Origin of the sequence: Lentzea sp. NPDC005914, assembly GCF_040629405.1 — a bacterium.
Lineage (GTDB): Bacteria > Actinomycetota > Actinomycetes > Mycobacteriales > Pseudonocardiaceae > Lentzea.
Map to the genome: position 1 here is coordinate 619,121 of NZ_JBEXVQ010000001.1, position 26,429 is coordinate 645,549.

At 69.1% G+C, this 26,429-nt stretch carries 23 protein-coding genes and 1 pseudogene; 15 read left to right on the forward strand and 9 right to left on the reverse strand.

Annotated features, from left to right (window positions below):
* Positions 1–5 precede the first annotated feature (5 nt).
* Entirely contained in the window at positions 6–350 is a 345-nt protein-coding gene (locus ABZ345_RS02635) for a hypothetical protein (RefSeq protein WP_359842175.1), read from the reverse strand.
* Positions 351–379: 29 nt separating this feature from the next.
* Between ABZ345_RS02635 and ABZ345_RS02640 the strand changes: the two genes are divergently transcribed.
* From ABZ345_RS02640 to ABZ345_RS02660, 5 genes are all read left to right on the forward strand, one after another.
* The gene (locus ABZ345_RS02640; RefSeq protein WP_359842177.1) at positions 380–979 is read left to right on the forward strand and encodes a sulfite oxidase-like oxidoreductase; all 600 of its coding nucleotides are present in this window, start codon (positions 380–382) and stop codon (positions 977–979) included.
* The gene (locus ABZ345_RS02645; RefSeq protein WP_359842179.1) at positions 949–1,683 is read left to right on the forward strand and encodes a ferredoxin reductase; all 735 of its coding nucleotides are present in this window, start codon (positions 949–951) and stop codon (positions 1,681–1,683) included. Before ABZ345_RS02640 ends, ABZ345_RS02645 begins: the two co-directional genes overlap by 31 nt.
* A 13-nt stretch (positions 1,684–1,696) precedes the next feature.
* Positions 1,697–1,957 carry a DUF6510 family protein gene (locus tag ABZ345_RS02650; protein ID WP_359842181.1) on the forward strand — a complete coding sequence of 87 codons (261 nt, stop codon included), beginning with the start codon at positions 1,697–1,699 and terminating at the stop codon, positions 1,955–1,957.
* 148 nt (positions 1,958–2,105) lie between these two features.
* On the forward strand, positions 2,106–5,192 hold the full coding sequence (locus ABZ345_RS02655; RefSeq protein ID WP_359842183.1) for a PA14 domain-containing protein: 3,087 nt from the start codon (positions 2,106–2,108) through the stop codon (positions 5,190–5,192).
* Positions 5,193–5,231: 39 nt separating this feature from the next.
* On the forward strand, positions 5,232–6,245 hold the full coding sequence (locus ABZ345_RS02660; protein ID WP_359842185.1) for a LacI family DNA-binding transcriptional regulator: 1,014 nt from the start codon (positions 5,232–5,234) through the stop codon (positions 6,243–6,245).
* Between the two features lie 6 nt (positions 6,246–6,251).
* Here ABZ345_RS02660 and ABZ345_RS02665 read toward each other — a convergent pair whose 3' ends face one another.
* Positions 6,252–7,148, reverse strand: coding sequence for a DUF1996 domain-containing protein (locus ABZ345_RS02665; protein ID WP_359842187.1), 897 nt, complete (start codon positions 7,146–7,148; stop codon positions 6,252–6,254).
* 184 nt (positions 7,149–7,332) lie between these two features.
* Between ABZ345_RS02665 and ABZ345_RS02670 the strand changes: the two genes are divergently transcribed.
* Positions 7,333–9,045, forward strand: coding sequence for a discoidin domain-containing protein (locus ABZ345_RS02670; RefSeq protein ID WP_359842189.1), 1,713 nt, complete (start codon positions 7,333–7,335; stop codon positions 9,043–9,045).
* On the opposite strand, the gene ABZ345_RS02675 is transcribed toward ABZ345_RS02670, so the two are convergent.
* Positions 9,042–9,608 carry a hypothetical protein gene (locus ABZ345_RS02675; RefSeq protein ID WP_359842191.1) on the reverse strand — a complete coding sequence of 189 codons (567 nt, stop codon included), beginning with the start codon at positions 9,606–9,608 and terminating at the stop codon, positions 9,042–9,044. The genes ABZ345_RS02670 and ABZ345_RS02675 overlap by 4 nt on opposite strands.
* A 63-nt stretch (positions 9,609–9,671) precedes the next feature.
* On the opposite strand from ABZ345_RS02675, the gene ABZ345_RS02680 reads away from it, so the two are divergent.
* Positions 9,672–10,526 (forward strand): NYN domain-containing protein, encoded by an 855-nt coding sequence (locus ABZ345_RS02680; RefSeq protein ID WP_359842193.1) that lies wholly within the window; start codon positions 9,672–9,674, stop codon positions 10,524–10,526.
* Here ABZ345_RS02680 and ABZ345_RS02685 read toward each other — a convergent pair.
* Positions 10,516–12,723 (reverse strand): tetratricopeptide repeat protein, encoded by a 2,208-nt coding sequence (locus ABZ345_RS02685; RefSeq protein WP_359842195.1) that lies wholly within the window; start codon positions 12,721–12,723, stop codon positions 10,516–10,518. The two genes, ABZ345_RS02680 and ABZ345_RS02685, sit on opposite strands and share 11 nt — an antisense overlap.
* A gap of 70 nt (positions 12,724–12,793) precedes the next feature.
* On the opposite strand from ABZ345_RS02685, the gene ABZ345_RS02690 reads away from it, so the two are divergent.
* Together ABZ345_RS02690 and galK are read left to right on the forward strand one after the other, a co-directional pair.
* Positions 12,794–13,207, forward strand: coding sequence for an HIT domain-containing protein (locus ABZ345_RS02690; RefSeq protein ID WP_359842197.1), 414 nt, complete (start codon positions 12,794–12,796; stop codon positions 13,205–13,207).
* A 55-nt stretch (positions 13,208–13,262) separates the two neighbouring features.
* Positions 13,263–14,405 carry a galactokinase gene (gene galK / locus ABZ345_RS02695; RefSeq protein WP_359842199.1) on the forward strand — a complete coding sequence of 381 codons (1,143 nt, stop codon included), beginning with the start codon at positions 13,263–13,265 and terminating at the stop codon, positions 14,403–14,405.
* On the opposite strand, the gene ABZ345_RS02700 is transcribed toward galK, so the two are convergent.
* From ABZ345_RS02700 to ABZ345_RS02710, 3 genes are read right to left on the reverse strand one after another with little or no spacing between them, the layout of a single operon-like run.
* On the reverse strand, positions 14,365–15,483 hold the full coding sequence (locus tag ABZ345_RS02700; RefSeq protein WP_359842201.1) for a HAMP domain-containing sensor histidine kinase: 1,119 nt from the start codon (positions 15,481–15,483) through the stop codon (positions 14,365–14,367). The genes galK and ABZ345_RS02700 overlap by 41 nt on opposite strands.
* Positions 15,480–16,139, reverse strand: a complete 660-nt coding sequence (locus ABZ345_RS02705; protein WP_359842203.1) for a response regulator transcription factor — start codon at positions 16,137–16,139, stop codon at positions 15,480–15,482. Before ABZ345_RS02705 ends, ABZ345_RS02700 begins: the two co-directional genes overlap by 4 nt.
* Before the next feature lie 9 nt (positions 16,140–16,148).
* Entirely contained in the window at positions 16,149–16,703 is a 555-nt protein-coding gene (locus tag ABZ345_RS02710; RefSeq protein WP_359842205.1) for a VanZ family protein, read from the reverse strand.
* 155 nt (positions 16,704–16,858) lie between these two features.
* On the opposite strand from ABZ345_RS02710, the gene ABZ345_RS02715 reads away from it, so the two are divergent.
* The 6 genes from ABZ345_RS02715 to ABZ345_RS02740 all read left to right on the forward strand — a co-directional run bounded on the left by ABZ345_RS02715 (position 16,859) and on the right by ABZ345_RS02740 (position 25,171).
* Positions 16,859–17,461 (forward strand): ester cyclase, encoded by a 603-nt coding sequence (locus tag ABZ345_RS02715; protein WP_359842207.1) that lies wholly within the window; start codon positions 16,859–16,861, stop codon positions 17,459–17,461.
* 90 nt (positions 17,462–17,551) lie between these two features.
* A complete protein-coding gene (locus ABZ345_RS02720) occupies positions 17,552–18,217 on the forward strand; it encodes a hypothetical protein (RefSeq protein ID WP_359842209.1) in 666 nt (221 codons plus the stop codon).
* Positions 18,210–19,199, forward strand: a complete 990-nt coding sequence (locus ABZ345_RS02725) for a site-specific integrase (protein ID WP_359842210.1) — start codon at positions 18,210–18,212, stop codon at positions 19,197–19,199. Before ABZ345_RS02720 ends, ABZ345_RS02725 begins: the two co-directional genes overlap by 8 nt.
* Positions 19,200–20,103: 904 nt before the next feature.
* Entirely contained in the window at positions 20,104–20,892 is a 789-nt protein-coding gene (gene istB, locus ABZ345_RS02730; protein WP_359842212.1) for an IS21-like element helper ATPase IstB, read from the forward strand.
* A gap of 926 nt (positions 20,893–21,818) precedes the next feature.
* Positions 21,819–22,142, forward strand: coding sequence for a hypothetical protein (locus ABZ345_RS02735; protein WP_359842214.1), 324 nt, complete (start codon positions 21,819–21,821; stop codon positions 22,140–22,142).
* Positions 22,143–22,504: 362 nt separating this feature from the next.
* Complete coding sequence (locus ABZ345_RS02740) at positions 22,505–25,171, forward strand: tetratricopeptide repeat protein (protein ID WP_359842215.1); 2,667 nt, start codon at positions 22,505–22,507, stop codon at positions 25,169–25,171.
* Positions 25,172–25,495: 324 nt separating this feature from the next.
* On the opposite strand, the gene ABZ345_RS02745 is transcribed toward ABZ345_RS02740, so the two are convergent.
* Together ABZ345_RS02745 and ABZ345_RS02750 are read right to left on the reverse strand one after the other, a co-directional pair.
* A complete protein-coding gene (locus tag ABZ345_RS02745) occupies positions 25,496–25,789 on the reverse strand; it encodes a hypothetical protein (protein WP_359842217.1) in 294 nt (97 codons plus the stop codon).
* Between the two features lie 544 nt (positions 25,790–26,333).
* A pseudogene (locus ABZ345_RS02750) lies at positions 26,334–26,429 on the reverse strand (IS5/IS1182 family transposase); the annotation flags it as partial.

Consider the following 26,429-nt stretch of genomic DNA (forward strand, 5'->3'; position numbering starts at 1 on the left):
GAGGGTCACGTCGCCACACCGGCGAGGCGGCTCGCCCTGTCCCGTGCGGTCCGCTGGCATGGGGCACTCCTCGCCGGGCCTTCGCGCGTCTGGCGTGGAAGCTCGCGCAGGTCGTGCGGGGCGAGGCGCCGGAGTGGCCGCTCGACACGGGGGCGCACCAGGTGGACGGACCGCGGCTCGTGCTGATCCGGCTGGACGGGCACGTCGCCGCGGACATCGCCGCCGACATCGCCGCCGACATCGCCGCCGACATCGCCGCCGACATCGCCGCCGACACCGCCGCCGCTGACACCGCCGACACCGCCGGTGGCCGGACCGAGTTCCTCGACACCGTGCCGGTACGCGTGCATGTTCGGAGCCGGTGCTGTGTACTGGCGCCATGGCCATCGTCTCTCCCGGCTTCACCGGGCGGCGTCAGTCACCGGACGTGCAGCTCCCGCCCGGTCAGTACCTCACCGAGGACTTCCCGGTGCTCACCGCGGGACCGACCCCGCGCGTGCCGACCGACCGCTGGGAGCTCACCGTCAGCACCGAGGTCGGGCGGAAGTACACGTGGTCGTGGCAGCAGCTGATGGACCTGCCGGCCGAGAAGATCACGACCGACATCCACTGCGTCACCAAGTGGTCCAAGCTGCGCACCCGGTGGAAGGGCGTCTCGCTGGACGTGCTGCTGGAGGACGTCGAGACGGCGGCGGACTTCGCCCTGATCCACTCCTACGGCGGCTACACGACCAACCTGCCGCTGGAGGACCTCCTCGACGGCCAGGCGTGGATCGCCTACCGCTACGACGACGATGACCTCACGCCCGAGCACGGCGGCCCGGCCCGGCTGCTCGTGCCGCACCTGTACTTCTGGAAGTCGGCGAAGTGGGTCCGCGGGATCCAGTTGCTGCTTGAGGACGAGCCCGGCTTCTGGGAGACCGCCGGCTACCACGACTACGGAGACCCATGGCGCGAGCAGCGATATCAGGGCGACTGACCTGGCGGGTGGCCGCACTGGCGTCCGCCTCCGACCTGACGAAGAGCGCGCGCAGCCTCGTGTTCGACGTGCCCGACTGGCCCGGGCACCTGCCGGGCCAGCACGTCGACCTGCGGCTGACCGCCGAGGACGGCTACTCGGTGCAGCGCAGCTACTCGATCTCCTCGGCATCGGATCGGGTGGAGCTCGCCGTGCAACGGGTCGAGGACGGCGAGGTGTCGCCGTACCTGTGCGACGTGCTCCCCGTGGGCGGCCAGATCGAACTGCGCGGCCCGGTCGGCGGCTGGTTCGTGTGGCGTGCCACCGATCAGGCGCCGGTGACGCTCGTGGCGGGCGGATCGGGCATCGCGCCGCTGATGGCGATGATCCGGGTGCGGGCCGGGGAGGGCAGCCGTGTGCCGTTCCGGTTGATCTACTCGGTGCGCACGCCCGACGACGTGATGTTCGCGGACGAGTTGCGGCAACGTGCCCGCGAGGACGCCGGTCTGGACGTGAAGATCGTGTACACCCGGCAAGCTCCGGAAGGATCTCCGGAGCCGCCGGGCCGGCTGGGTGTGGCCACCATCAACACGCACGCCTGGCCCGCCGAGTTCACCCCTGCCGTGTTCGTGTGCGGGCCGACCGGGTTCGTCGAGACGGTGTCCGACATCTTCGTGGCGCTGGGCCATGATCCGCGCCGCGTTCGCACCGAACGCTTCGGCTGACAGGAGATCTCCGATGAGCCATGTCGACGGCAACTCGCTCGCGGGGGACCTGCGGGAGATCTTCGCGGTGGACCTGACGGTGGCCACGGGCCAGTGCGCGGGCTGTGGGTACAAGGGTTCGGTGGCGACGTTGCGGGTGTACCAGAACGCGCCGGGGATCGTGGCGCGTTGCCCGCACTGCGAAGAGGTCGTGTTGCGGCTGGTGCGCGGACGGGACAGGGCGTGGCTGGACCTGCGCGGAACCGTCAGCCTGGAGATCCCGCTGCAGTCGTGATTCGTGGGCGCGCTCTCACAGTGTGACCGAACTTGTCCTGTTTGACATGCCCGATACCTCCGATCGGCCGTAGCCGGTCTTCGAAGGCTGTGCCTGGATAGATGGGAGCGCTCTTACAACGTTGTAAAAACGAAGGGGACCTTCGTCGATGAGAAAAGCCGCCCCCGTACTCGTCGCGCTGCTGCTGGCGCTGGGCGTCGCGCCCGGCACACCACCCGCGGGTGCCGCCGAGCCCGTGCACGGCCTGAAGGGCGAGTACTTCAGCATGTCGGCGCCGGGCGCGCGCGACTTCGCGACCCTCGCCGGCACCGTGCTCGACGGCGAGGTGAACCACCAGGACCTGACGTCGGTGTTCGGGTTCCTGGCGGGCCGCACCGAACACACGACCGCGCGCTGGACCGGTCGCATCGCGGTGCCGCAGACCGGCGACTACACGTTCTACGCCACCGGGGACAACGGTTTCCGGTTGTTCGTCGACGACAAACCGGTGATCGACCACTGGGTGGGCGACTGGGACCGCGAGCAGACCAGCGCGCCCGTGCCGCTGACCGCCGGGCGCCAGTACGACTTCCGGCTGGAGATGTTCCAGGACACCGGTGGCGCCAACATGTTCCTGCGCTGGTCCAGCGCCACGACGCCGAAGCAGGTCGTGCCGGAGTCGGCGTTCACACCGCCCGCGGACTTCCAGGTCGTGCCGCGCACCGCCCAGATCTCCGCTGACGGACGAGTGCTGACGGCGGAGTTCGACGGCCGCGTCACGAACGTCGCCGACCTGAAAGCCCACCTGAGGATCGACGTCGACGCGACGCCGATGCCGGTCGACCTGATCACCGCGAGCCGCAACCGGTTGACGGTCCGGCTGAGCGAGAGAGTGCTGAAGAGCCAGCGGGTCCGGCTCTTCTACGACGGCGGCGGACAGCTCGCGGTGAACGGCAAGAAGGTCGAGAAGACCGCGCGCACGGTCGCGAACTCGTCGACGCAGCGGCTCAGGACGCCGTGGGGCGAGAAGGCCGACCCGCGCACCCCGTTGCCGGAGTACCCGAGGCCGCAGCTGGAACGCGACAGGTGGCTCAACCTCAACGGGCCGTGGGAGTTCGCCGGCGCGAAGGCGGGGCAGCAGCCGGTGTTCGGGCAGCGCCTGAAGGAACGCGTGATCGTGCCGTTCCCGATCGAGTCGCAGCTCTCCGGGCTCGAGCGGCACGAGGACCACATGTTCTACCGCCGCACGGTGACCGTCCCGCGCGACTGGTCCGGGCAACGCGTGAAGCTCAACTTCGGCGCGGTCGACCACGAGGCCAGGGTGTGGGTGAACGGCAAGCAGGTCGCCGAGCACTCCGGCGGCTACACGGCGTTCAGCACGGACATCACCGACGCCCTCAAACGCGGCGGTGAGCAGGAGATCGTCGTCGCGGTGACCGACACGACCGGGCCCAACCAGCCCAAGGGCAAGCAGTCGCGCGACCCCGGCGGCATCTTCTACACGCCTTCGTCGGGCATCTGGCAGACGGTGTGGATGGAACCGGTGCCGGACAAGGGGATCGACGACATCAAGATGACGCCGGACCTCACCACCAACGAGCTGGCCCTGACCGTCAAGTCCGCCGGGAACACCCCGGTCACGGCGATCGCCAAGGACGCCAGGGGCAGGCAGGTCGGCACGGTCACCGGGCCCGCGAACACCGCGCTCAAGCTCCCGGTGCCCAACCCGCACCTGTGGACGCCGGACGACCCTTACCTGTACCAGCTGGAGATCAAGCTCGGCCGGGACCAGGTCAAGAGCTACTTCGGCATGCGCTCCACCGGCGTCGCGGACGTGAACGGCCAGAAGAAGCTCACGCTCAACGGCAAGCCGATCTTCAGCCTCATGATGCTGGACCAGGGTTTCTTCCCGGACGGCCTGAACACCGCGCCGAGCGACGACGCGCTCGTGTTCGACCTGAAGGCGCAGAAGGACCTCGGCTTCAACTCGGTCCGCAAGCACATCAAGGGCGAACCGGCCCGCTGGTACTACCACGCCGACCGGCTGGGACTGCTGGTGTGGCAGGACTTCGTGTCCGTCGAGGACGGCAACAACCCCTTGGCGCAGCAGGCGTTCCTCACCGAGAACCGCGAGATGATGGAGCAGCTGCACAACTCGCCGTCGATCTTCGCGTGGATCGTGTTCAACGAGGGCTGGGGCGAGTGGGACCGCACCGTCACCGGTCAGATCACCGACGCCGTCAAGGCCGCCGACCCGAGCCGGATCGTCAACGCGCACAGCGGCGTGAACTGCTGTGCGTCCAAGGGAGACTCCGGCAGGGGTGACGTCATCGACCACCACGACTACAACAACACCGACCCGGCGCGTCCGGACGGCAAGCGCGTGGTGATGGACGGCGAGCACGGCGGGTTCACCCTGCGGACGCCGGGACACCAGTGGCCGGGTGCGCCGGCGAACATCTACAGCGGCGTGGCGGACAAGGCGGCGCTGACGGCGAAGTACGTCGACAACACCCGCACGTTCTACCTCGGGCAGGCGCGCGACGAGCTGTCCGCGTCGGTCTACACGCAGGTCACGGACCTGGAGACCGAGCTCAACGGGTTCTGGACCTACGACCGCAAGCGCATCAAGGTCGACCCGGGACCGGTCCGCGAGATCAACAGGCGGGTGATCGAGGCGGGCGCGAACTCCGGCAAGCCGTACCCGTACGCGGGCCGCGGCGGGTGGAAGCTCGACGAGGGCAGGGGAACGGTGGCCAGGGACTCGAGCGGCGCCAACCCGCTGACGCTCAGCCCCACCGGCACGGTGTGGAAGGACAAGACGCTGGAGCTCACCAACGGCTCGGCGGAGACGTACGGTCCGGTCATCGACACGACCAAGGACTACACGGTGTCCGCACGGGTTCGGCTGGACGAGCTGCCCGGCAACTACGCGACCGCGGTGAGCCAGGACGGCAGGCAGCAGGAGAACCCCTTCTACCTGCAGTACGGGCAGGGCGCCTTCGCGTTCAGCACGCCGGGCGGCAACCGGGCCCGGTACGAGATCAAGCCGGAGCTCGGCCGCTGGTACCAACTGAAGGGCGAGCGAAAAGGCGATGAGATCCGGCTCTACGTCGACGGGGCACTGGTCGCGACCGCACCGGCCGGTCCGGCGATCGCGAGCACCGGCGCGCTGGCGGTGGGACGGGCCAAGTGGGGTGGGCAGAACGTCGACTTCTGGAGGGGTGCGATAGCGGACGTCACCGTCAGTTCTTGATGTTGGGAGAACGCTCTCCACACGTGGTACAACGGGCGTATGAGCAAGGGCGCGCCCACGCTGGAGGACGTCGCGAGAGTCGCGGGCGTGTCCCGCGCGACGGTCTCGAGGGTCGTCAACGGCACCCGCAACGTCGACCCTGAACTGCGGGAAACGGTGCGCAACGCGATCGAGCAGACCGGGTACACGCCCAACCGCGTGGCCCGGTCTCTCGTCACGCGCCGCACTGGCACGGTCGCGCTGGTGATCTCCGGTGCGGGCGGGGGATCGGACGTCTTCACCGATCCGTTCTTCGGCCGGGTCACGGCGGGCGTGGTCGACTTCCTGCGTCTGCGCGCCGTGCACCCGGTGCTGATGCTGGCCGACTCGGACGAGGCGCGGACCGAGGTCGTGGAGTTCCTGCGGCAGGGGAGTGCGGACGGCGCCCTGCTGGTGACCACGCACTCCGCTGATCCACTGCCCGCACGGCTGCTGGAAGCCTCGGTGCCCGCGGTCCTGTACGCGCGGCCAGGCAGGTCCATGCCGGTCAGCTACGTCGACATGGACCACCGGGCGGGCGGCGGGATGGCCGCCGATCACCTGGTCGCGGCGGGCCGGACGACCATCACCACGATCTCCGGCCCGCTGGACGTGCCGGCGAGCCAGGACCGGCACAACGGGTTCCGGGATGCCATGGCCCGCCACGGTTTCCCGTACGTTCCCGCCGCCGAGGGCGGTTTCACAGCGGAGAGCGGTGCGGCCGCGATGGAACGGCTGCTGCTCGACTGCCCCGGCCTCGACGCGGTGTTCGCCGCGAACGACCTGATGGCGCAAGCTGCCGTGTTCGTGTTGCAGGCGCACGGGAAACGCGTTCCCGAGGACGTCGCCGTGATCGGGTTCGACGACAGCTCGCCCGCGCTGGCCTGCCGTCCGCAGCTCACGACCGTGCGGCAGCCAGTGGAGGAGATGGCCGCCGCGATGGCCGAGCTTCTGCTGGAAAGCCTGGAAAAACCGGGACAGCGGCCGAGATCCGTCATCTTCGAACCGGAGCTCGTCGTACGGGCCTCTGCCTGATCGACCTCACCTCGGCAGGCGGTAGTCCGGTCCCAGGGCGGCGCCCCGGTCCGGCTTGTACTGATCGAAACCACGCGGGTCGCACTGCAGACCGCCGTTGACGCAGTGGCGGACGAGTGCGGCCTGCGTGGGCGCGTCCCAGGCGTTCATGAAGTCGTAGTGCCAGCTGTAGCCGCGCCCGCTGGACAGCCGGACGCGCGACATGTCACCGGAGACGGGGAACGCCATCTTGAACTCGATCATCGGCACCGCCACCGGGTGCGACGACGGGCACACCAGGGTCGCGCGATCCGGGTAGGCCATGTGTGACTTGTGATCCGCGGAGTCGAGGTCGCGGCCGTTCCAGCAACTCGGTGCCTGGTAACGGATGTTGAGCTGGCTGCCCGGCACGCACCAGGCCGGGATGTCCCAGTTGTGGGAGCTGTCGCCGCACTCCCAGCCCTCGACCGCTCCCGGCGCCGTGCGGAACTCCTCCTGCGAAGCGCCGGGACTGCCCACCACGAACCGCATTCCCGGCGGGAACGGCACGACGTCCTGGTACCGCAGGATTCCGGACTTGTAGTAGACCACCTGGGGGAAGTTCGGCGGCACGATCTGATCGCCGTTGTAGACCGACGGGAACCAGTACGCGGACTTGTCGTCCGGTGTCTTGCAGTTCGTCTCCACGGCCTTGAGCGAGTCGTTGGTGCTGCGGGCGTTCGTGGAGCTGTTGCCGAGGAACGTGTGGAGGTGCGACGCGCCCGGCAGTCCCGGCAAGACGATCGGGTCGTCCGGGAGGTGGTGCGTGACGGAGCAGTTCGCCTGGAACTCGTGGTGCGTGACCAGGTCGTCTGCCTGAGCCGCGGGGTAGAAGACAGTGACGAGAGCGGCCGCGACCGCCAGTGCGCTGAGTTTCCGGGACACCTTTGTCCTCCTGCCGACGTGGGGAACCGGCCGGGAGAGCGCTCTCCGAACCAGGTTCCCGCTGGAGCCGCCGAGGTGTCAAGACCGGTTCTTTGACACCGCCGACGTCTGGTCGTAACGTTCGCCGCCAGGGTTGTGAGAGCGCTCTCCCCGCATTCACCCCCTACCTGTGGCAGGAGGCGCGATGGTTCGCGTCCGCTTCATCGGCACGGTTCTCGCCGTGCTGGCAGGACTTCTGGCCGTACCGGGACCGGTCGGTGCCGCGCCCACCGGCGTGCACGTCACCGGTTCGCAGGGCAACTGGCAGCTCACGGTGAACGGTCAGCCGTGGACGGTGAAGGGCCTCACCTGGGGTCCGCCCGCCGCCGACGCCGCGCGGTACGTACCGGAGCTGAAATCCATGGGCGTCAACACTTTGCGCACCTGGGGCACCGACGCGTCGACCAAGCCCCTGCTCGACGCGGCCGCTGCCGGCGGCCTGCGCGTGATCAACGGCTTCTGGCTGCAGCCCGGCGGCGGTCCGGGTTCCGGCGGCTGCGTCAACTACGTCACCGACACCCAGTACAAAACCGACGTGCTGGCCACGATCCGGCAGTGGGTGACCGCCTACAAGGACCACGCCGGCGTGCTGATGTGGAACGTGGGCAACGAGTCCATCCTCGGCCTGCAGAACTGCTACGCCGGCACCGAACTGGAGAACCAGCGCGTCGCCTACGCCCGCTACCTCAACGAAGCGGCACGGGCGATCCACGCCATCGATCCCGACCACCCGGTCACCAACACGGACGCGTGGACCGGCGCGTGGGTGTATCTCAAGGCGTACACGCCCGACCTCGACCTCTACGCCGTGAACTCCTACGGCAACGTCTGCAAGGTGCGCCAGGACTGGATCAACGGCGGCTACACCAAGCCGTACATCCTCACCGAGGCCGGTCCGCCCGGTGAGTGGGAAGTGCCGAATGACGCGAACGGCGTGCCCGCGGAGCCGACCGACGTGCAGAAACGCGACGGCTACACCCAGGCCTGGGACTGCATCGCCGGCCACACCGGCGTTTCCCTCGGCGGCACCCTCTTCCACTACGGCACCGAGTACGACTTCGGCGCGGTGTGGTTCAACCTGACCCCGGCGGGCAAGAAGCGGCTGTCCTTCTACTCGGTGCAACGCGCGTTCGGCGGCGCCACACCTTCGAACACCCCGCCGGTGATCACCGCGATGAACGTTGCTCAGACAGTCGCGGCGGGCGCTCCGCTGACGATCGACGTGGCGGCGTCCGACCCGGACGGCGACCCGATCACGTGGTCGGCGGCGTGGAACTCCAAGTACGTCGACAACAGCGGAGGCCTCGCGGGCACGCCCGTCCAGGTCGGCGGCAACCGCCTGACCGTCACCGCACCCGATCGGCTCGGCGTGTGGAAGGTCTACGTCATGGCCGAGGACGGTCGCGGCAACATCGGCATCGAGACCAGGTCCATCAGGGTCGTGGCACCGCGTCCGGACGGCGTGAACGTCGCCCAGGGCAAGCCGGCCACCGCCTCGTCGTACCAGCAGACCGGCAACGGCGCCCCGTTCCCGCCGGGCAACGCGACCGACGGCGACCCGAGCTCGCGCTGGGCCAGCGACTGGTCGGACCCGCAGTGGCTCAGCGTCGACCTCGGCGCGGTGACGACGTTCCAGCACGTGCAGCTGGTGTGGGAGAGCGCGTTCGGCCGCGCCTACGAGATCCAGGTGTCCGGCAACGGGAGCGACTGGAGGTCCGTGTACGGGACGACGTCCGGCAACGGGGGAGTGGACTCGATCGACGTGACCGCGACCGGCCGCTACGTCCGGGTCCACGCCACCCAGCGCGGCACCGGGTGGGGCTACTCGCTGTACGAGTTCGGCGTGTACCGCCGCTAGTTGCTGATCTCCGGCTTCTTGTTCTCGATCGGGACGAGCTTCGCGAGCTGCCATTCATAGCTCGCGGGATCGGTGCCGATGTCGATGCCGAGGTCCTTCTTCGCCACCTTGTAGAACTCTCGCCGGGCGTTGCTCACGGCCTGGACGGCGTCCGCCCACGGCTCCTCCGACTGCCCGGCGGCGACGCGCTGCAGGCGGAACACGCTGTTGTGCCAGGCGCGGGCGGCGATGATGACGTCGCCGCTGCCGAGCAGGAGCACCGCTTCCCACTTGGAAGTGCGCTCCTCCTCGGCCGCCGCCATCGTGGGCACGTCCTTCTCCGGGCCTGCCGTCACGGCGTCCGGATGCACGCCGCGCGTGGTGGCCAGCTGCACGGCGATGGAGATCAGTTTCTTCATTGCGTGCGCGTACTCGGAGTACGCGGCGAGCCGTTTCTCGTCCCAGCGGACGGCCTGCGCTCGCCGCCACCGGGCCCGTTCCGCCGCCGTGGTGGCGGTGAACGTCGCGGCGGCACCCAGCAGGACACCGATCAGCGCGGGAAGTTGCTGAAGGAACTGTTGCACGGAGCTCCCCGTTCGGGCTGTCACATGATCTTCCCCGGCAGCGTACGAGGTAGGGTGGTGCTGGTGGGGAAGATCGTCCGCATAGGTGTGTTCTACGACGGCACGTGGTTCGCGTACCTCAGCGACTTCTACGCGACCGCGCACCAGCGGGCCGCCCGGATCTCGCTGGACGGACTGCACGACGCGCTGCGCTGGTTCGTCCACACGGAGACGGGCACCCCGCTCGACGAGTGCGTGGTGTCCGAGGCGCACTACGTCCGCGGCCGCATCGACACCCCTGCCGCGTCGTTCGACGCCGCCCTGGCCGCCGCCGGCATCACCCGCCACGACCTGCCCCTGCACGGCGGCAAGGAGAAGGGCGTCGACGTCCAGCTGGCACTGGAGGCCTGGGACCGGGCGATCACCGTGCCGCTGGACTGGGTCGTGCTGCTCACCGGCGACGCCGACTTCTCGCCGCTCGTGACCAGGCTGACCGGGCGGGGCGTGCACGTGATCGTGCCCGTGGTCGACGTGCGGACGATCGAGAAGGCGCCCGCCTGGACGCCGCGCACCGCCGCGCCGCTGAGGGCCGCCACGCCGTTCACACCGGGGTTCGACGCGCTGTTCGCTCCCACCGACCTGCCCGAGTACCCGCTGCGGAGCCCGTTCGTGCGTTCGTCCCAGGCGGTCGCGTCTCCGGTGGGCGCGCCGCGCGGGCGCAGGAAGGGCACCGTCGCCACGTGGCGGTCGGGGGAGGCGCACGGGTTCATCACCGACAGCCGCGGCGGGTCGTGGTTCGTGTCGCGCGACGACCTGCCGGAAGGGCTGACGTTGCTGCTGGCGGGGACGCCCGTGTCGTTCACCGGGTCGCCCGTGCCGATGCCGGGCCGCAAGTACCCGCGGGCACAGCTGGTCCGGCTCGACGAGGTCAAGCCGTGACGCGGCGCAGCAACGCGCGGGCTTTCTTCTCCCTGACCGGGTCGCCGTAGCGGGGGATCAGCGCCAGGGCGCTGGTCAGCACCTCACGCGCGGACTCGGGCTGCCCGGCGGCCAGCAGGGTCTCGCCGAGGTCGATCAACGTGTTCGCCTCGCTCGGGGTGTCGGCGATCCGGCGCCACTGCTCGGCGCTGCGCCGCAAGCTCGCGATGGCCTCCTCCAGGTGCCCGTCGGCACGGTGCGCCAGGCCCAGCACGACCAGTGCGTAGGCGATGCCGTGGGCGTCGTCCATCGGCTCGAGGATCGCGAGGGCCTCGGCGAGGTACCTGTGCTGGGTCGCGCGGTCGCCGGCCAGGGCGTAGATCTCGGCCAGGTTCACCAGCGTGAGGCCGCGGGCACGGTCGCGGTTGGCCAGCGTGAGGGCACGTTCGCCGTATGCGATGGCCTCGTCGTAGGCGCCGCTCAGGCGGTAGACGTAGCACGCGTTGTTGAGGGCGCGGCCCGTCAGAGCGTCGTCGCCGTGCGCCTCGAACAGCGCCACGCTGTCCTCGATGTGGTGCAGCGCCGCGGGGAAGTCGCCGTCGCCGCGCTGGGCGAGTCCGGCCTTCGCCACAGCCAGGTCGAGCAGCAGGCACGCGCGCATCAGGTCGTCGCCCGGTTTGCGCAGCGCGGTCTCGCAGATGTCCCGCCAGTCCCACCACAGCCCCTGCGTGCGGTAGAACTCGAACAACCCCAGTGCCAGCAACGCGATCGGCGCGCTGTCCACGCCGGGGTCCGTCACGGCCTGACGCACTGCGGCGAGCAGGTGATGCCGTTCGCCGTCGAGCCATGTGAACGCCGCATCGTCGGCGAACTGCGGTGCGGGACAAGGGTCCGGGGCCAGGGCGTGCATGGGCGAACCGGGGTTGACCGTCGCGTAGCTGCTCCAGGCGACGGTGCCGTACAGCTCCAGCAGGCGGGTCAGCGCGGCTGATCTCGTTGGTGCGGAAGCGAGTTCGGCACCGTACACGCGCAGCAGGTCGTGCAGCCGGTAGCGGCCGGGCGCCGACGCCTCCAGCAGGCACGCGACGGTCAACCGTTCCAGCAGCCGTTCGGTCTCCTCCTCGCCGCAGTCGAGCACGCGCGCCGCGACGGTGACGGACAGGTCCGGCACGTCGGGCCAGGCGAGCAGCGGGTACGCGGCGGCGTCGTCGGCCGCGAGCACGTCGATCGACAGCGCGAAACAGGCCCGCACACCGCATTCGTCCTGGTCCAGCTCGTCCAACCGGCGTTCCGCGTCGGCCAGCCGCTCCGCCAGGTACGACACGGGCCACGCGGGCCGGGCCGCCAGCCGCGCACCCGCGAGCCGCACGGCCAGGGGCAGGCCTCCGCACCGCCGCACGACCTCGGCGGCCGCGTCCGGTTCGAGGATCACCCGCGGCGCGCTCGACGCCAGCAACGTGAGCGCGTCCGGTTCGGCCAGCACGTCCAGGTGCACCTGGCGGGCGTGGCGCACCGCCAGCAGCGCCCGGCGGCTGGTGATGATCGCCGCCGCACCGGACGTGCCCGGCAGCAGCGGCGTGACCTGCTCGGAGCTGGCCGCGTTGTCGAGCAGCAGCAGGACCCGGCGTCCGGCGAGCTCGGTGCGCAACCGCGCGGCGGCCTCCGTGACCGAACCCGGAACGTCCTTGCCCGCCACGCCGAGCGCGCGCAGGAACAGCCCGAGCGCGGCCAGCGGCGCCACCGGTTCCCGCGCCCCGTGGCCCTGCAGGTCGACGTAGAGCTGGCCGTCCGGGAAGTCCTCGGCCAGCAGGTGACCCACGTGCACCGCCAGCGACGTCTTGCCGACCCCGCCCATGCCGGTGATCGCGACCAGCCCGGCCGTCGCCCGGTCCCGCACGAGCCCCGCGATGAGCCGCACCTGGTCCGACCGGCCGGTGAAGTGCTCGATGCCGGCGGGCAGCTGACGCGGTGTGGTGCCACGATGCCGCGGCTTGCCCTTGCGTGATCCGGCGCGCACGAACTCCTCACGCTCGGACCCGATCAGCCCGAGCGCGCCGACCAGCAGGTCCATCGTGACGGCCTGGGGGAAACGCCGATCGCCGCGTTCCAGCGCTCCGATGGCCTGCTCGCTGAGCTGTGCCTTCTCGGCCAGCGCCTGCTGGGTCAGGTCGAGCCCGACCCGATGGCGGCGCAGAATCTCCCCGAACGTGCGATCCATCCCGATTCCCCCTGGCACCCGCACGGAGTGTAGCGGGGAGTCAACTGGCCGTAGAACATACGCTTCGATCATGGATGAAAACGGGGGATGTGTCTTCTGCACGATCGTCGCCGGGGAGGCGGAGGCGAGCGTCGTCTGCGCGGACGAACGGGCGGTCGCGTTCATGGATCTGGGCGCGGTGACGCCCGGCCACGTCATGGTGGTGCCGCGGGCGCACGCCGTGGGCTGGAGGACCTGGACGAGGAGACGAGCGCCCACGTGTTCCTGGCCCTGGGTGATCGCGTTCCAGCTGCGCCGTCAGCCGACGATCTGGACGATCAGCCGGCCGGGATGGCTGTCCGCGGCCGGCTGGGTCTACCCGGCGTTCGCGCTGGTCACGCTGGTGGTGATCGCGGTCGCGGTGCGCGGTGCCGGGCGAGCGACGCCGGTCTGCGAGCGCACGGCACTCAACGTTCTTCATCAAGAGTCAACATTGTCAAGATGACCGATGTCCGTCATTCTCTCCGTCGGCACTGACGACGGCGCAGGGAACGGGCGGCATGAAGTCAACAGGATCGAACATCGCGGCGGAGGCTTTCGCGCGGCTGCACGGTGGCGCGCCCGCCGGGGTCTGGTCGGCGCCGGGCCGCGTGAACCTCATCGGCGAGCACACGGACTACAACGACGGGTTCGTGCTGCCGTTCGCGATCCCCCAACGGACCCGCGTGGCCGCAGCGCCGCGGCCCGACGGCCTGCTCACGCTGGCGAGCGTCGTGGACGACAGGACCGTGACCGCCGAACCGCTGCCGATCGAGGAACTGGAACCCGGCTGCGTGCGGGGCTGGACGGCCTATCCCGCCGGTGTCGCGTGGGTGTTGCGGCAGCAGGGGATCAGCGGCGGGGCCGACCTGGTGATCGCCGGTGACGTGCCGCACGGGTCGGGGCTGTCGTCGTCGCACTCGCTGGAAGTCGCCACCGCGCTGGCGCTGCTGGGTCTGGCAGGGGTGCAAGCGTCCACGAGCGACATCGCGAAGTGGGTGCAGCAGGCCGAGAACGACTTCGTGGGCGCGCCGACCGGGCTGCTCGACCAGACCGCGTCGCTGTGCTGCACCGAGGCGCACGCGCTGTTCCTGGACGTGCGATCGGGCCGGCAGGAACAGGTGCCGTTCGACGCGGCGCGGCACGGCCTGGAAGTGCTCGTGATCGACACGCGGGTCAGCCACTCGCTGGTCGAGTCGGGGTATGCCGAGCGGCGCGCGGGGTGTGAGGAGGCCGCGCGGCTGCGGGGTGTGGTGGCCGTGCGCGACCTGGAGACCGAGGCCGGGCTGCCGGAACCGTTGCAGCCGCTCGTCCGGCACGTGATCTCGGAGAACGCGCGGGTGCTCAAAACCGTTGAGCTGCTTCGGGAAGACAGGTACGCGGAGATCGGGCCGCTGCTGAACGCCTCGCACGCGAGCCTGCGTGACGACTACCGGGTGTCGTGCCCGGAGCTCGACGTCGCCGCGGAGGCCGCCGAGAAGGCCGGTGCTCTCGGCGCGCGGATGATCGGTGGCGGGTTCGGCGGGTCCGCGATCGCGTTGGTGCCGGCGGACATCCGCGCGAACGTCGAACGGGCCGTCCTCGAAGCCTTTGCGGCGCAAGGGTTCAAGCCGCCGCGGATGTTCACCGCGACTCCCGCGGCGGGTGCGGGCCGGGACAGCTGAGGCCGGGCAGGCGCACCGTGACGACGAGACCGCCGGCGGGGCGGGGCGCGAGGTCCAGGGCGCCGTCGTGGGCCCGCACGACGCTGGCCACGATGGCCAGGCCGAGCCCGGCCCCCGCGTGCTCGCCGGTGCGGGTGCGTCCGGCCCCGCGGTGGAACGGCTCGGTGAGCGTCGGCACCAGGTCCGGGGCGAGGGGCTGACCCGTGTTCTCGACCCGCAGCACGCTCGCCTGGTGCTGCTGTTCGGTGTGGACGGTGACGCGGCCGTCGGCGGGTGCGTTGTGGACGATCGCGTTCTGGACGAGGTTCGTGACCATTCGCAGCAGAAGCTCCGCGGAGCCGGTGGTCAGTGAGGCCTCTCCGGTGACCTCGAGCGTGATCCCGCGCTGTTCGGCGAAGGGCAGCAGCGTCTCGGCGGCTTCCTCGGCGACCAGGGAGAGATCGACGCGCGAGCGGGTGAAGCCGCCGCGGTCGCTGCGGCTGAGCAGCAGCAGGGCCTCGGTCAGGCTGATCGCCCTGGCGTTCACGGTGTGGAGGCGCTCGACGAGCTCCGGCGTCGGCTCCTGGCGGGCCACGTCGAGCAGCGACTGCGTGATCGCCAGCGGGGTGCGCAGCTCGTGCGAGGCGTTGGCGGCGAACCGCTGGTGCTCGGCGACGTGCGACTCGAGCTGTTCGAGCATGGTGTCGAACGCGTCGGCCAGCTCGCGAAACTCGTCGTTGCGGCCCGGCAGCCGGACCCGGTGCGACAGCGATCCGTTCGAGGCCAGCCGCGCCGCGTCGGCGATCTTGGTGAGCGGCGCGAGCATCCGTCCGGAGAGAAACCACCCTCCGACGAGGCCGAGCAGGAGCAACAGAGCCAGTGCGACGGCGGCAGCCCGGCCGAAGATGCGGGAGAGGAGGTACTGGTTGGGCGAGATCCACAGCAGGCCCTGTTCGCTGTTGGGCACGAAGCGCAGCAGGTACATCCACACGACGGCCACCAGCACTGCACCCGTGATGAGCACTAGTCCGGCGTAGCTGAGGGTGAGTTTGAGGCGCGCGCTGAGTCCAGGACGCCTGAGTTCCGGGCGCCTCGTCACGTGTCGATCCGATAGCCGACACCGGGCACCGTGGCGATGACCCACGGCTCACCGAGCCGTTTGCGCAGCGCCGAGACGGTGATCCGCACGGCGTTGGTGAACGGGTCGGCGTTCTCGTCCCACGCGCGTTCCAGCAGCTCCTCGGCGCTCACGACACCGCCCTCGGCCGCGACGAGAACCTCCAGCACGGCGAACTGCTTGCGGGTGAGCGCCACATAGCGTTCGTCGCGGAAGACCTCCCGGCGGAACGGGTCCAGCCGCAGCCCGGCGAGCTCGCGGACCGGCGGACGGGCGTGCCCGCGCCTGCGGTCGAGCGCTCGCAGGCGCAGCACGAGTTCCCGCAGCTCGAACGGTTTGGTGAGGTAGTCGTCGGCGCCCAGCTCGAACCCGGACGCCTTGTCGTCGATCCGGTCGGCCGCGGTGAGCATGAGGATCGGCATGCCGCTGCCGGACGCGACGATCCGTCGTGCGACCTCGTCACCGGACGGGCCGGGGATGTCGCGGTCGAGCACGGCGAGGTCGTAGGAGTTGACGCTGAGCAGCTCCAGCGCGGTGTCACCGTCACCGGCGACGTCGGCGGCGATCGCTTCCAGCCGCAGCCCGTCTCGCACGGCCTCGGCCAGGTAGGGCTCGTCCTCCACGATCAGCACCCGCATGCCCGCAGCCTAGGCAACGCGGTATATCGCCGCCGTATCCTCCGATGTCCTCGTGCGCCACCAGTAGTACGACAGCAACGAGGCCAGGCCGGCGCCGGCCGTGTTGAGCAGCACGTCGTCCACAGAGGACACCCGGTCCAGCAGCAGGACGTACTGCAGGACCTCGATGAGGATCGAGCAGTTCGCGGCGAGCGCCAGCACCCGGCCCAGCGACGCCAGTGCCGCGAACCGCAGCGGGGCGAAGAACCCGAGCGCCGCGAGGATCAGGAGGTTGCCGATGATCTGGCCCTCGTCCATCGAGAGCAGGTCGGCCAGCGGGATCGGGCTCACCACGCCGTGCCTGCCGGGCTCGTTGCCCGGCAACAGGGTCATCCACACGCCCGGCACCGTCCCGTAGACCATGCCGACCTCGGCCAGCGCGGTCCGGCAGGGCCTCGAAGCGCCGGCCACCTTCCGGCGCCACCCCAGGATCCCCGCGGTCAGCACGGCGACGGGCAACGAGAGCACGGTGATGGCGGCGATGCCGGTGTAGGTGCCGAACCACGCGTACCAGGAGGTGAGCATGCCTCCACCCAAGACGCGCGAACGTTGCCACGGCGTATGAGCTTTTAGATATGCCCGCGATATCTGCTCTGAGTGACCCACGACGCTGCAGAAAAGATAGCGCTAACTCCTGGTTAGCGCAAAACTCTCGGCACTTCGAGTGAAAGGTGCACGAGATGCTCAACCGACGCTCACTCATCACCAGCGGCAGCACCGCGGCGTTCGGCGCCATGGCACTGGCCGCGGTGGCCGGCGGAACCGCGCAAGCGGCGGCTCCGGCGGGGTACTCGCCGTGGACACCGCTGCCCGACCCGTCCGCGACCCCGGTGCCCAACCCGCTGTTCGCCAAGGACCTGACCGGCACCGAACGGCACAACCTGGAGACGTTCGACGAGCTCGACTTCGACGTCTTCACCCACCAGAAGTGGGCGCGGCTGGGGGAGAGCCACGCCCGCACCATCCGCGTGCACTGGCCCGACGGGCACTACACCGACGGCATCGACAGGCACATCGAGGACCTGAAGGCGCTCTTCGTGTGGGCGCCGGACACCCGCATCGAGTCGCACTACCTGCGCGTCGCGAACGGGGGCCTGACCGCGGTCGCCGGTGTCATGAAGGGGACCTTCACGCGGCCGATGCCCGACGGCAAGGGCGGCGTCATCCAGCCGACCGGGCGCCGGTACTCGATCAACATGGCGACCGTCGGGCTGTGGAACCGTCGCGGCACGATGGACGAGGAGTTCCTGCCTCCACACCCACATCCGGGACCGATCCCGTAGCAGCGGCACTTCGACCGCCCGTGCGACCCCAGCGGAGCCGCACGGAATACATCCCGGCCCTCTCCGGCGGTCAGTACTGCAGAGACGCCCATGAGTGACGGAATCGTCCCAGCGCTCGAGTTCGGCTACGCCACAGCCGACCTGGTCACCGCGCCCGGCGATGCGCCACCCGCGAATGGCCTGCCGGGCTCGTCGCGGGCACGACGCACGCTGGATCTCAGGCGGACCGAGGCTCCCGGAGTCGGGGAAATGCCTGGCGGGCAAAGGCAGAACCGGCAGCGACGGCGCTACGCGGTGGCGTTGCTCGACTCCGACGGCAGACTCACCGACCAGCAGCTGTTCTCGCAGTTGGGGTGGACGCCGGGAATGCGTGTGGACATCGGTGTGGGCGATGGCCACGAGATCGTTGTACGTGGTGACGAGGAGGGCGCCTGGACGCTGACGGCGCGCAACATGGTTCTGGTGCCGGCGCCATTGCGCCGCTGGTGCGGCTACGGCGCCGGAGACCCGGTGCTGCTGGTGGCGGTGCCGTCGATGTCTGCCGTGGTGGTGCACGCCCTGCAAACCCTGGACCAGGCGCTGCCTGATCCCAGAACGATCGTGGGGCGGATGCGTCCCGCTGGCGTGCCGCTCGGTGACGCGGTTGCGACGATGGCCACGACTGCTGATGACTGCGGTCACGACGAACTCTCGTGCGGACGTGGTTCGGGTGACGGGGCCGCGGGCCGGGCATCTTCGGGCGGTCGTCATGGGTAGCACTCAGGCCGATGTGCAGGCGTTGGTGCAGCTGATGCAGCACATGAATGTGGAGCCGGAAGAGCTCCTTGCTGCCGCGCGGGTGCAGGAACTGCCCACCTTCGAGCAGTTCATGCCCTTGGTGCGCGACGCGGCGCCCCCGGCATCGCAGGTGGTGTACCGCGCGTACTGGAAAAAGATCGTTGCATGTTGGGGCACGCGCAGGCTGGACGAGCCAACCGCGCGTGAGGTGGGTGACCTGATCGAGGAAGTCCGCGCGAACGCGCAGCGCCGCCGGAATTATGGTGACGGCTCCGGCGCGGCGTGTCACACGTACTACGCGCTGCGGCGTGTGTACCAGTTGGCGGTGGATGAGGGGCTGTTGTCGTCCCGGCGGAATCCGATGGCGCGGGTGACTAAACCTCGCCAAGCCAAGTCCCGGCGTTATGCGTTGAGCCCGCAGCTGTACCGGGAGATCGTGCAGGTGGCCGCCGGCACGGGCCTTGATCCGCGGCTGGACAGCCTGTTGCTTCGTTTTCACTTGGAGACTGCCGCACGCACGGGTGGCGCGTTGAATCTGCGGTTGGGGGACCTGGATCCAGAGCGATTGCTGATCGTGTTGAGGGAGAAGAACTCCGTCACGCGTAAGCAGCCGGTCTCCAGGGCGCTGATGCAGGCATTGCTCGACCATGCGGAGGAGCGTGGTGTTCGAGACAAGGAGAGTCCGCTGTTGCGGTTTCCTGACGGCAGGCCGATGACCAAGATCCGCTATCGGAGGCTGTGGGATCGGGTGCAGATGCACATCAAGGTTGTCGATGAGGAGAGCATCAGCACGCACTGGCTGCGGCATACCACGTTGACATGGGTGGAGCGTAATTGGGCGAGGAAACCCAGTGGGACTGGCTCGAACTGCCTGATCCGCCGGCCGCCTGGGGCGTCGGCCGCCACGCGCATCTGCTGGTCGGCGCGCTGGCGCATTCCGGCCGCTGGCGCGGTGTCCTAGCCGACGCGGAGGACTTCCCGCACCTGATCGAGGCCATGGACGCGGTGGTGCGCCGGCTCGGCGGGGTCACCGAGGTTTGGCGGTTCGACCGGATGGCCACGGTCTGTTTCCCGTCCTCGGGCCGGATTACGCCGGCGTTCGCGCAGGCGGCGAAGCACTACGGCGTCCGGTCCGTCACGTGTCCGCCTCGGCGCGGCAACCGCAAAGGCGTGGTGGAGAAGGCCAACCACTCCGCCGCGCAGCGCTGGTGGCGCACCCTGGGCGACGACGCCACCGTCGCCGAGGCGCAGGCTGGGCCGGACCGGCTCTCCGCCACAATGGACGGACGCCGCCGGGTCCGCGACGGCGAACGCACCACCGTCGAAGCGCTCGCCGCGGCCGAGCACCTTCATCCGGCTCCACTGATGGCGTTCCCGGCCGAGTTCGACGTCACCCGCGTCGTCACCGCGCAGGCACTGATCTCCTTCCGCGGCAACCAGTACTCCGTCCCACCCGGCCTGGGCGGCGCCCCGGTTCAGGTCCGGCACCGGCTGGGCTCCGACGAGCTGCGCATCGTCACCGCCCGTGGAGCGGTGGTCGCGGCCCACCACCGCGCCCCCGACGGCGCCGGACGGGTAATCCGCGACGACGGGCACGTGATCGCACTCGAGCGGGCAGCGCTGGGCGCGTTCTCCACCAGCAAGCCCTGCGCCCACAAGACTCGCCGTCCGCCCTCGGTGGCGGCGCTGGCCGAGGCAGCCCGGCTGCGCGGCCTGCCCACGACAGGGCCCGCGGCCCACGTCGTGATCGATCTGTCCGCCTACGCCGCCACCGCGGCCAGGCTGGACAGAGCACCCACCTATGAGTCCCGACCAGAGTCCGAGGAGGACTAAACCCGTTGTCTGCCAACAGATCAGGGCCGCAGATGAGTGAAGCCCGCCGCTATCAACAACTCCGCGCGCACTTCTCCTACCTCAAACTCGACAACGCTGCCGAGGCCCTGCCGAGGATTCTCGACGCCGCCCGCGCTGAGAACCTCTCCCTCACCGCCGCGCTCGAGCGGCTGCTGGAGATCGAGGTCACCGCCACCGAGGAACGCCGCCTGGCCGGCCGGCTGCGGTTCGCCTGCCTCCCGGATCCCTGGACGCTCGCGGACTTCGACTTCGCCGCCCAGCCCGGCGTCGACGAGAAACTCATCCGTGATCTGGCCACCATGCGGTTCCTTGACGACGCCTCCAACGTGTTGCTCGTCGGCCCGCCCGGAGTCGGCAAGACCATGCTCGCCACCGCGCTCGCCAGAGGCGCTGCCGAGGCTGGCAACCGGGTCTACTTCACCACCGCCGCCGACCTCGCCGCCCGCTGCCACAAGGCCGCCGTCGAGGGCCGCTGGTCCACCTGCATGCGGTTCTTCGCCGGCCCGAAACTCCTTGTGATCGACGAGCTCGGCTATCTCCCGCTGCCTGGCGACGGGGCGTCCGCGTTGTTCCAGGTGATAAACCAGCGCTATCTGAAATCCAGCTCGATCCTGACCACAAATGTCGGAATCGCTGACTGGGCAACAGCTTTCGGTGATGCAACCGTCGCCGCCGCGATGCTCGACCGGCTCCTGCACCGCGCCACCGTCGTCGGCATCGACGGACCCTCCTACAGGCGCCGCTCTCATCAGTCCACTTCGGACAAGCTGCGCAAAGCGGTGAACGCCCATGTCTCCTGACACGAACACCAACACGATGTCGAAGACCTGCCCGATCTGCTGGGAAGGCTTCACAGCGACCGGACGCCAAGCACGGCACAAGACCTACTGCTCACCAACCTGCAAACGGACCGCCGCGGCCCGACGCGAGGTCGAACGCACCTCCCAGCCGCTGCACCCGTCAACACCTGCGGCCACGGCGCATCCAGCGCCGCTACCGCAGACCGTTGCTCAACGCGACTGCCCTCACTGCGGCGGGCCCGTCACGATCGTCGCCCTGCTCACCACACCCGAAGCGGCACGCCCGCAGATGCCCATCGCCGCACCTGACGGAGTCATTCCGCTCCGCCGCTGACACGGCTAACATCCAACAATTACCTGGGGCAGTTGATCTATCGCCTCTGGGGACAATCGGCTAGCGCCATCAAGAGCGAATATGCCTTACTGCACTCGCTGCAGGGCGCCTGACTCCTCGGCGCTGCCTCCCGCGTCACCTGGGAATGGGATCTCGGCGAGGTCGACCGTCACTAACGCTGCGCAGGTTCCACATGCGAATGCCGCCATCCCAAGTTCACGGTCGAACGCCCTGACTGCGTCCCGATTTCGAACTCCTCCCGGCACGCGCTCGGCGTTTCCATCCACGGCCGGTCATTCGAGTCGTTGCACATCAACTCTCAAGCCAAGCCGAGCGCAACGTCCGCTACTGCCGATGAGTGGAATTGGTCGAAGGCCTTCACAAGTCAACTGAGCCCCGTGTAGTTGGTGCGCGCTTCGGTTCGCTTCCATTGAAGCCTTCCAGTCTTGCCCGTCACCTGGTTGGCCCGCAGCCGAATAGTTGATTGCCGTGGTGCGGACTAGCCTCCACTGGAACCATGCCCTCTGGTTCATTAGGCCAGGTGATCCACAAGTTTCGCCCGCGTCAATGGTTCGATGAAAGGGATCAACACATGACGAAGTCCGTGTCTAGGCTCATCTCCGCACTGGCGACCGTCTCGATTTCTCTGGGCGCGATCGTTGTCGGAGCTGCTCCGGCTAGCGCGGCGGGATGCGATGTGTACCGCGTCATCGAGAACGCCTACGTCCGGGAAAACCCGGACAACGACTCGGTGGTCCGGAAGACCAAGTATGCAGGCGAAGAAGTCCGCAACTGCTTCGGCACCCACGCGGGCGAGCCGGGTTCGGAATGGACCGCTGTCAACTGCACCTGTGCCACCGACGGCCAGGGATGGATCATCTCGCGCAAGCTCCAGTGGCTTCGCTACGAGGGGTGACGCCGTTCTTGGCAACGCCGGAGTGAGAACTCCTCACCCGGCGCCAAGGCCAACGTCGGCGCCATCAGCCTCGCGAAGTCAAAACCAGCGGCCCATTCAGCATCAACGGCGGCACATCATCCGCCCCGGCCTTGAGCTCGGAATCGACTGTCACCACGCCGACGAACAACGGCAACACGGCGGCGCGGATCTACGAGTTCGAGGTGTAAGGCTCGTAGCGGCTTGCGGCGGAGCACGGTCCGCTGAGCTCCGGCCCTCCGCCACAGCACCCGTCATCGGTGACGTAACGCCCGACGTCCCCGGCACGAATGAGGAAAAGCTTCGATGACGGACCGGTGCGGAGGACGCGGGTGGGCTCACGGGTGGCAAATCTCGCACAGACACTGCCTCGTGCCATCTCGGTCGCCGCCGGAGCGGTCGCGGTCGGCGTCTCGATCAACCAGGTGCTGACCGACAGGTGGAACTGGTGGTGGCTGGGCGTGGCGCTCGGCTGCGCGATCTCGGCGGAGGCGCTCAACCAGTGGCGGATGCGCCGGGACCAACGTCCGCATCACGCCCTCTACGAGTCCACGACCGACTCCCGCGGCGTGCCCAAGCGACTGGACGACGTGACACTCGGCAGCCTGGGCGTGCACTCCTCCCGTTTCGATCACGCCCCGTACGCGCCGCGCGACGTCGACACGCGGCTGGGCGCCGCCTTCCGCGATGCCCGGACGCGCGTGGTCATGCTGAGCGGTGACCGCCTCTCCGGAACCACGCGAACCCTGGCTCAGGCCGCCAAGAACCACCTCGGAGACCACCTCCTGGTCGCCCCGGTCCAGTCACCCGGTGTGTCGATCGCCGATCTCGTGGACCAGGCCGCCCTGTGGGCACGCCGGCGCAAGGCTCCCGGCGCCGTCATCTGGCTGGAACGCATCTCCGCCGCCTGGCAGAACGGCCTCGCGGCCGTCCCCTTCGCCACGCTGCCCGCAGGGGTGTGGCTGCTCATCACCGTTGATGCCGCGCAGGGCGAGAACCCGCACGACTCCCCTCAGCTCGACGCGGTGCTCAGGAAACACGCCCTGCGCCTGTCACTGGGACCGATCGGCAAGCCGGAGCGGGACCACCTGGCCGGGCGGGCCGAGTACGCGGATCTCCTGCCTGTCCTGCCCGAGGCGCAGTTGCTCGGGCGTCTGCTCGTCCGGTGGGAACAGGTGCGGGAGGCACTCACCATCAGCGACGAGGAGTCCATGGACCGCGTCGCGTTGTTGCGCCTGGTGTCGGACTGGGCACGGCTGCAGCTCGACACGCACCGCCTACTCGATCGCGAGAGCGTCCGTCGGCTCTTCCCCAGGTATCGAAGAGAAGTCGCCGGGTTGCGGACAGCTGATCCCGTACGCGTGACCGGGTTCAAAGCCGCGCTGAAGTGGGCCACCGCACGACCCGGACATCTCCGCCCGCGGTTGGTCGAGAGGGTCACCAGCGCGTCGGGCACCGGATATGTCCCGTACCCCCTTCTGACCGCACTCGCCGACACGAAAGGAGAGCCTCTCGGCTGGCAGATGTCCACCGTGCTGCAGGACTACTGCATCAGCAGTTTCACCGCCGCACAGCGACGAGACATCGCCTACACCGCACTCAGCCGCAAGGACCACAGCTCCGCGCTGGTCCTCCTGGCGGACATTCGCGACCAAGCCTCTCCGATGGTGCTGTACCGGCTGGCCACCTGGCTGGAGGAGTCCGACGAAGTCGCCGCGATCCCGTGGTACCAGCAACTGGCCCGGCTCGACCACGAGCTGCTGACCCCGTTCGCCGCGTGGCACACCGGAATCCTCCTGCGGCGCCACGGGAGCAACGAGGAAGCACGAAGATGGTTCCGCGCGGCGGTCGACACCGGTCATCCCAGCTGGGCCCCGCACGCGATGTGCGAACTGGGCATGACGGCGGAGACGGACGGCGACGTGGACGACGCCTCCCGCTGGTACCGCCGCGCGGTGGACGCGGGAGATCCCGACCACAAGGCCAATGCGTTGCACTACCTCGGAAACCTCATGCGGGATCAGGGCGACGAAGCGGCGGCACGCCACTGGTATCACCTGTCCGTCCAAAACGGACACTCCGACAACGCACCGCGGTCGATGTTCTGCCTGGGCCGGCTCGACCGCGCTGCCGGAGACATCGAAAGCGCGAGGCGCTGGTTCCGCCGCGTGTTCGAGAGCGGCCATCCGGACGAGGCGAACAACGCGCTCATCGATCTCGGCCGCCTCGACATGGACGAGGGCGAGCTCGAGGCGGCTCGCGAGTGGTTCGAGCGGGCGCTGGCGACCGAGGACGAGCGGATTCTTCCCTACGCCCACGTGAACCTGGGCCAGATCAGCCGCTCCGAGGGAGATGTCGAAGCAGCCAGGGAATGGTTCGCCGGCGCCGCCGTCTGCGACAACAAGAACGCCGCGTCCTGCGCTGCAGCCGATCTAGGCTTGCTGGAATACCGCCACGGTGACTGGGTACGAGCCCAGGAGTGGTACGAGCGAGCCATCAGACTCGGCCACCCCGAATATTCACCCAGAGCGATGAACGACCTCGGAGTCCTCCTGGGACGGCAAGGCCGTCTCGCGGAGGCCGCCGAATGGTACGGGCGGGCCATTGCGTCCGGACACCAGGACTGGGCGAACCAGGCGGCGCTGAACCTCGCCGATCTCAGGATCGCGGTGGGGGACCACACCGTCGCAGAAGGACTTCTGACCGCCGTGGTCGACCATCCCGATCCGGACTACCAGCTCAGAGCGATGATCGGCATGGGCGATCTGGAAGCGGGCAGAGGACGACCGCCCGAGGCCGAGCGGTGGTATCAGCGAGCGATCGAAAGCGGTCATCCGAAGCTCGCGCCGAGGGCGAAGAAGGCACTGGAGGAGATGCGGCGTCGGGTCAGAGAAACGCAGGACGCCGCTCGGTACGCCGAAAAGGGCTACCGGTCCCAGGACGATCCCGACTTCACGCCCGAACCACGCCCCGCGCATCCCGCTCCGGGGGAAGACCGGAAAACACGGTGAACATCGATGGTGCGGGGCTGAGGCGGGCGCCCTGTCCGGACGCCCGCCTCGACCTCAGTGCCTGCCCCAGTTAGCCGGCCCGTTCTTCCCGTCCATCGGTGCAGGCCGCGCAGGTAGGGATAGCGCGCCAGGACTTCACGCTCCGGCGTGCGCTCGTCCGAGCTGCCGTACCAGGGTGAATGGCAGCCGTAGCGACGGATCACGACGCGCAGCCGCTCGTCGGACATCGCGGTGAGGTCGTCTCCTGCACGGGGTCTACCAGGTTGGCATCGCCGTCGGTGGGCATGAGTTCCTCGTCGCCTGATCGCTGTGTCGCTACCGGCGTCAGTCGCCGCACGTCGCGCATGACTCGGTGAACAGTCGCTCGTGCCGGCATCGGGTCGGCTGGGGTGGTAGCTCGACCGGTGGCCGCGGGTGCAGTTCCGCGTGCAGGTCACGTAGCTTCTCGGCGACCGTCCACTCCGCCAGAAGACTGTCCCACGGGGTGGGGTGGTCGGGACGGGTGCTCACGTCGTCGAGCACGACGGTCAGCAGTGCGGCGGCCGTGGTGTCGGCGTGCTCGGCGACCTCGCCGAGATGACTGACGACAGCGATCTGCTCACCGGTGATGCTGGCCATGCGCCGGTAGACCAGCCGTCGAGGTCGTCGATGAGCTGAACAAGGGCTTCTTGTGCCACAGGATGCTCCACTTGCTGTGTGGCTTCGCGATCAGACCGCGACCTTAACAAGATCGTTTGACGTTCTGGTGCAACACGGGTCGGACATGATTGGCCGACACCGCGCCACCACTTGCGACGATGGTTTCACGAGCCCCACAGGGTCTGACCTGCCTATCAGGCTGCTGCAGGTTCGTACTCATTGATCAAGCCGCCGCCGAGTACTTGCCAGCGATGTACGGCCCTACAGCCGGGCTCTGCGATCAGGTGGTCAGGTTGCGGAGGGGTGTGGTGTTGCGCTTGGGATACGTAGCGGTTCAGCACTGACTCGAGGTGACGCTCGTTGATGATCAGCAGCCGATCCGTGAGCTCACGTCTTAGAGCCTGTTGGTAGGTGGTCATGCCGTGGTTGAGCTGGGTTGTCTGGGCTGGCCCCAGCGTGCTGGTGGTGGGTCGCCGGAGAGTTCTCGGGTTAGGCGGCGGGTCATGATCGTGACGGTGGCCCATCACACCATGGCTTCGTGGTGTTCTGGTCGGCGTTCGTAGTCCCGGACGAGGCGTCGATGGCGGGTCAGCCAGCCGAACGTCCTCTCGACGACCCA

Excerpts from the sequence above, each read along its gene's own strand:
- ABZ345_RS02640 (WP_359842177.1), top strand. The coding sequence starts at position 380 with ATGGCCATCGTCTCTCCCGGCTTCACCGGGCGGCGTCAGTCACCGGAC.
- ABZ345_RS02745 (WP_359842217.1), bottom strand. The coding sequence starts at position 25,789 with ATGGCCAGCATCACCGGTGAGCAGATCGCTGTCGTCAGTCATCTCGGC.
- ABZ345_RS02705 (WP_359842203.1), bottom strand. The coding sequence starts at position 16,139 with ATGCGGGTGCTGATCGTGGAGGACGAGCCCTACCTGGCCGAGGCCGTG.
- ABZ345_RS02715 (WP_359842207.1), top strand. The coding sequence starts at position 16,859 with ATGCTCAACCGACGCTCACTCATCACCAGCGGCAGCACCGCGGCGTTC.
- ABZ345_RS02710 (WP_359842205.1), bottom strand. The coding sequence starts at position 16,703 with ATGCTCACCTCCTGGTACGCGTGGTTCGGCACCTACACCGGCATCGCC.
- ABZ345_RS02690 (WP_359842197.1), top strand. The coding sequence starts at position 12,794 with ATGGATGAAAACGGGGGATGTGTCTTCTGCACGATCGTCGCCGGGGAG.
- ABZ345_RS02670 (WP_359842189.1), top strand. The coding sequence starts at position 7,333 with ATGGTTCGCGTCCGCTTCATCGGCACGGTTCTCGCCGTGCTGGCAGGA.
- ABZ345_RS02655 (WP_359842183.1), top strand. The coding sequence starts at position 2,106 with ATGAGAAAAGCCGCCCCCGTACTCGTCGCGCTGCTGCTGGCGCTGGGC.
- ABZ345_RS02635 (WP_359842175.1), bottom strand. The coding sequence starts at position 350 with ATGCACGCGTACCGGCACGGTGTCGAGGAACTCGGTCCGGCCACCGGC.
- ABZ345_RS02645 (WP_359842179.1), top strand. The coding sequence starts at position 949 with ATGGCGCGAGCAGCGATATCAGGGCGACTGACCTGGCGGGTGGCCGCA.
- galK (WP_359842199.1), top strand. The coding sequence starts at position 13,263 with ATGAAGTCAACAGGATCGAACATCGCGGCGGAGGCTTTCGCGCGGCTG.
- ABZ345_RS02735 (WP_359842214.1), top strand. The coding sequence starts at position 21,819 with ATGACGAAGTCCGTGTCTAGGCTCATCTCCGCACTGGCGACCGTCTCG.
- ABZ345_RS02720 (WP_359842209.1), top strand. The coding sequence starts at position 17,552 with ATGAGTGACGGAATCGTCCCAGCGCTCGAGTTCGGCTACGCCACAGCC.
- ABZ345_RS02685 (WP_359842195.1), bottom strand. The coding sequence starts at position 12,723 with ATGGATCGCACGTTCGGGGAGATTCTGCGCCGCCATCGGGTCGGGCTC.
- ABZ345_RS02725 (WP_359842210.1), top strand. The coding sequence starts at position 18,210 with ATGGGTAGCACTCAGGCCGATGTGCAGGCGTTGGTGCAGCTGATGCAG.
- ABZ345_RS02650 (WP_359842181.1), top strand. The coding sequence starts at position 1,697 with ATGAGCCATGTCGACGGCAACTCGCTCGCGGGGGACCTGCGGGAGATC.
- istB (WP_359842212.1), top strand. The coding sequence starts at position 20,104 with ATGAGTGAAGCCCGCCGCTATCAACAACTCCGCGCGCACTTCTCCTAC.
- ABZ345_RS02660 (WP_359842185.1), top strand. The coding sequence starts at position 5,232 with ATGAGCAAGGGCGCGCCCACGCTGGAGGACGTCGCGAGAGTCGCGGGC.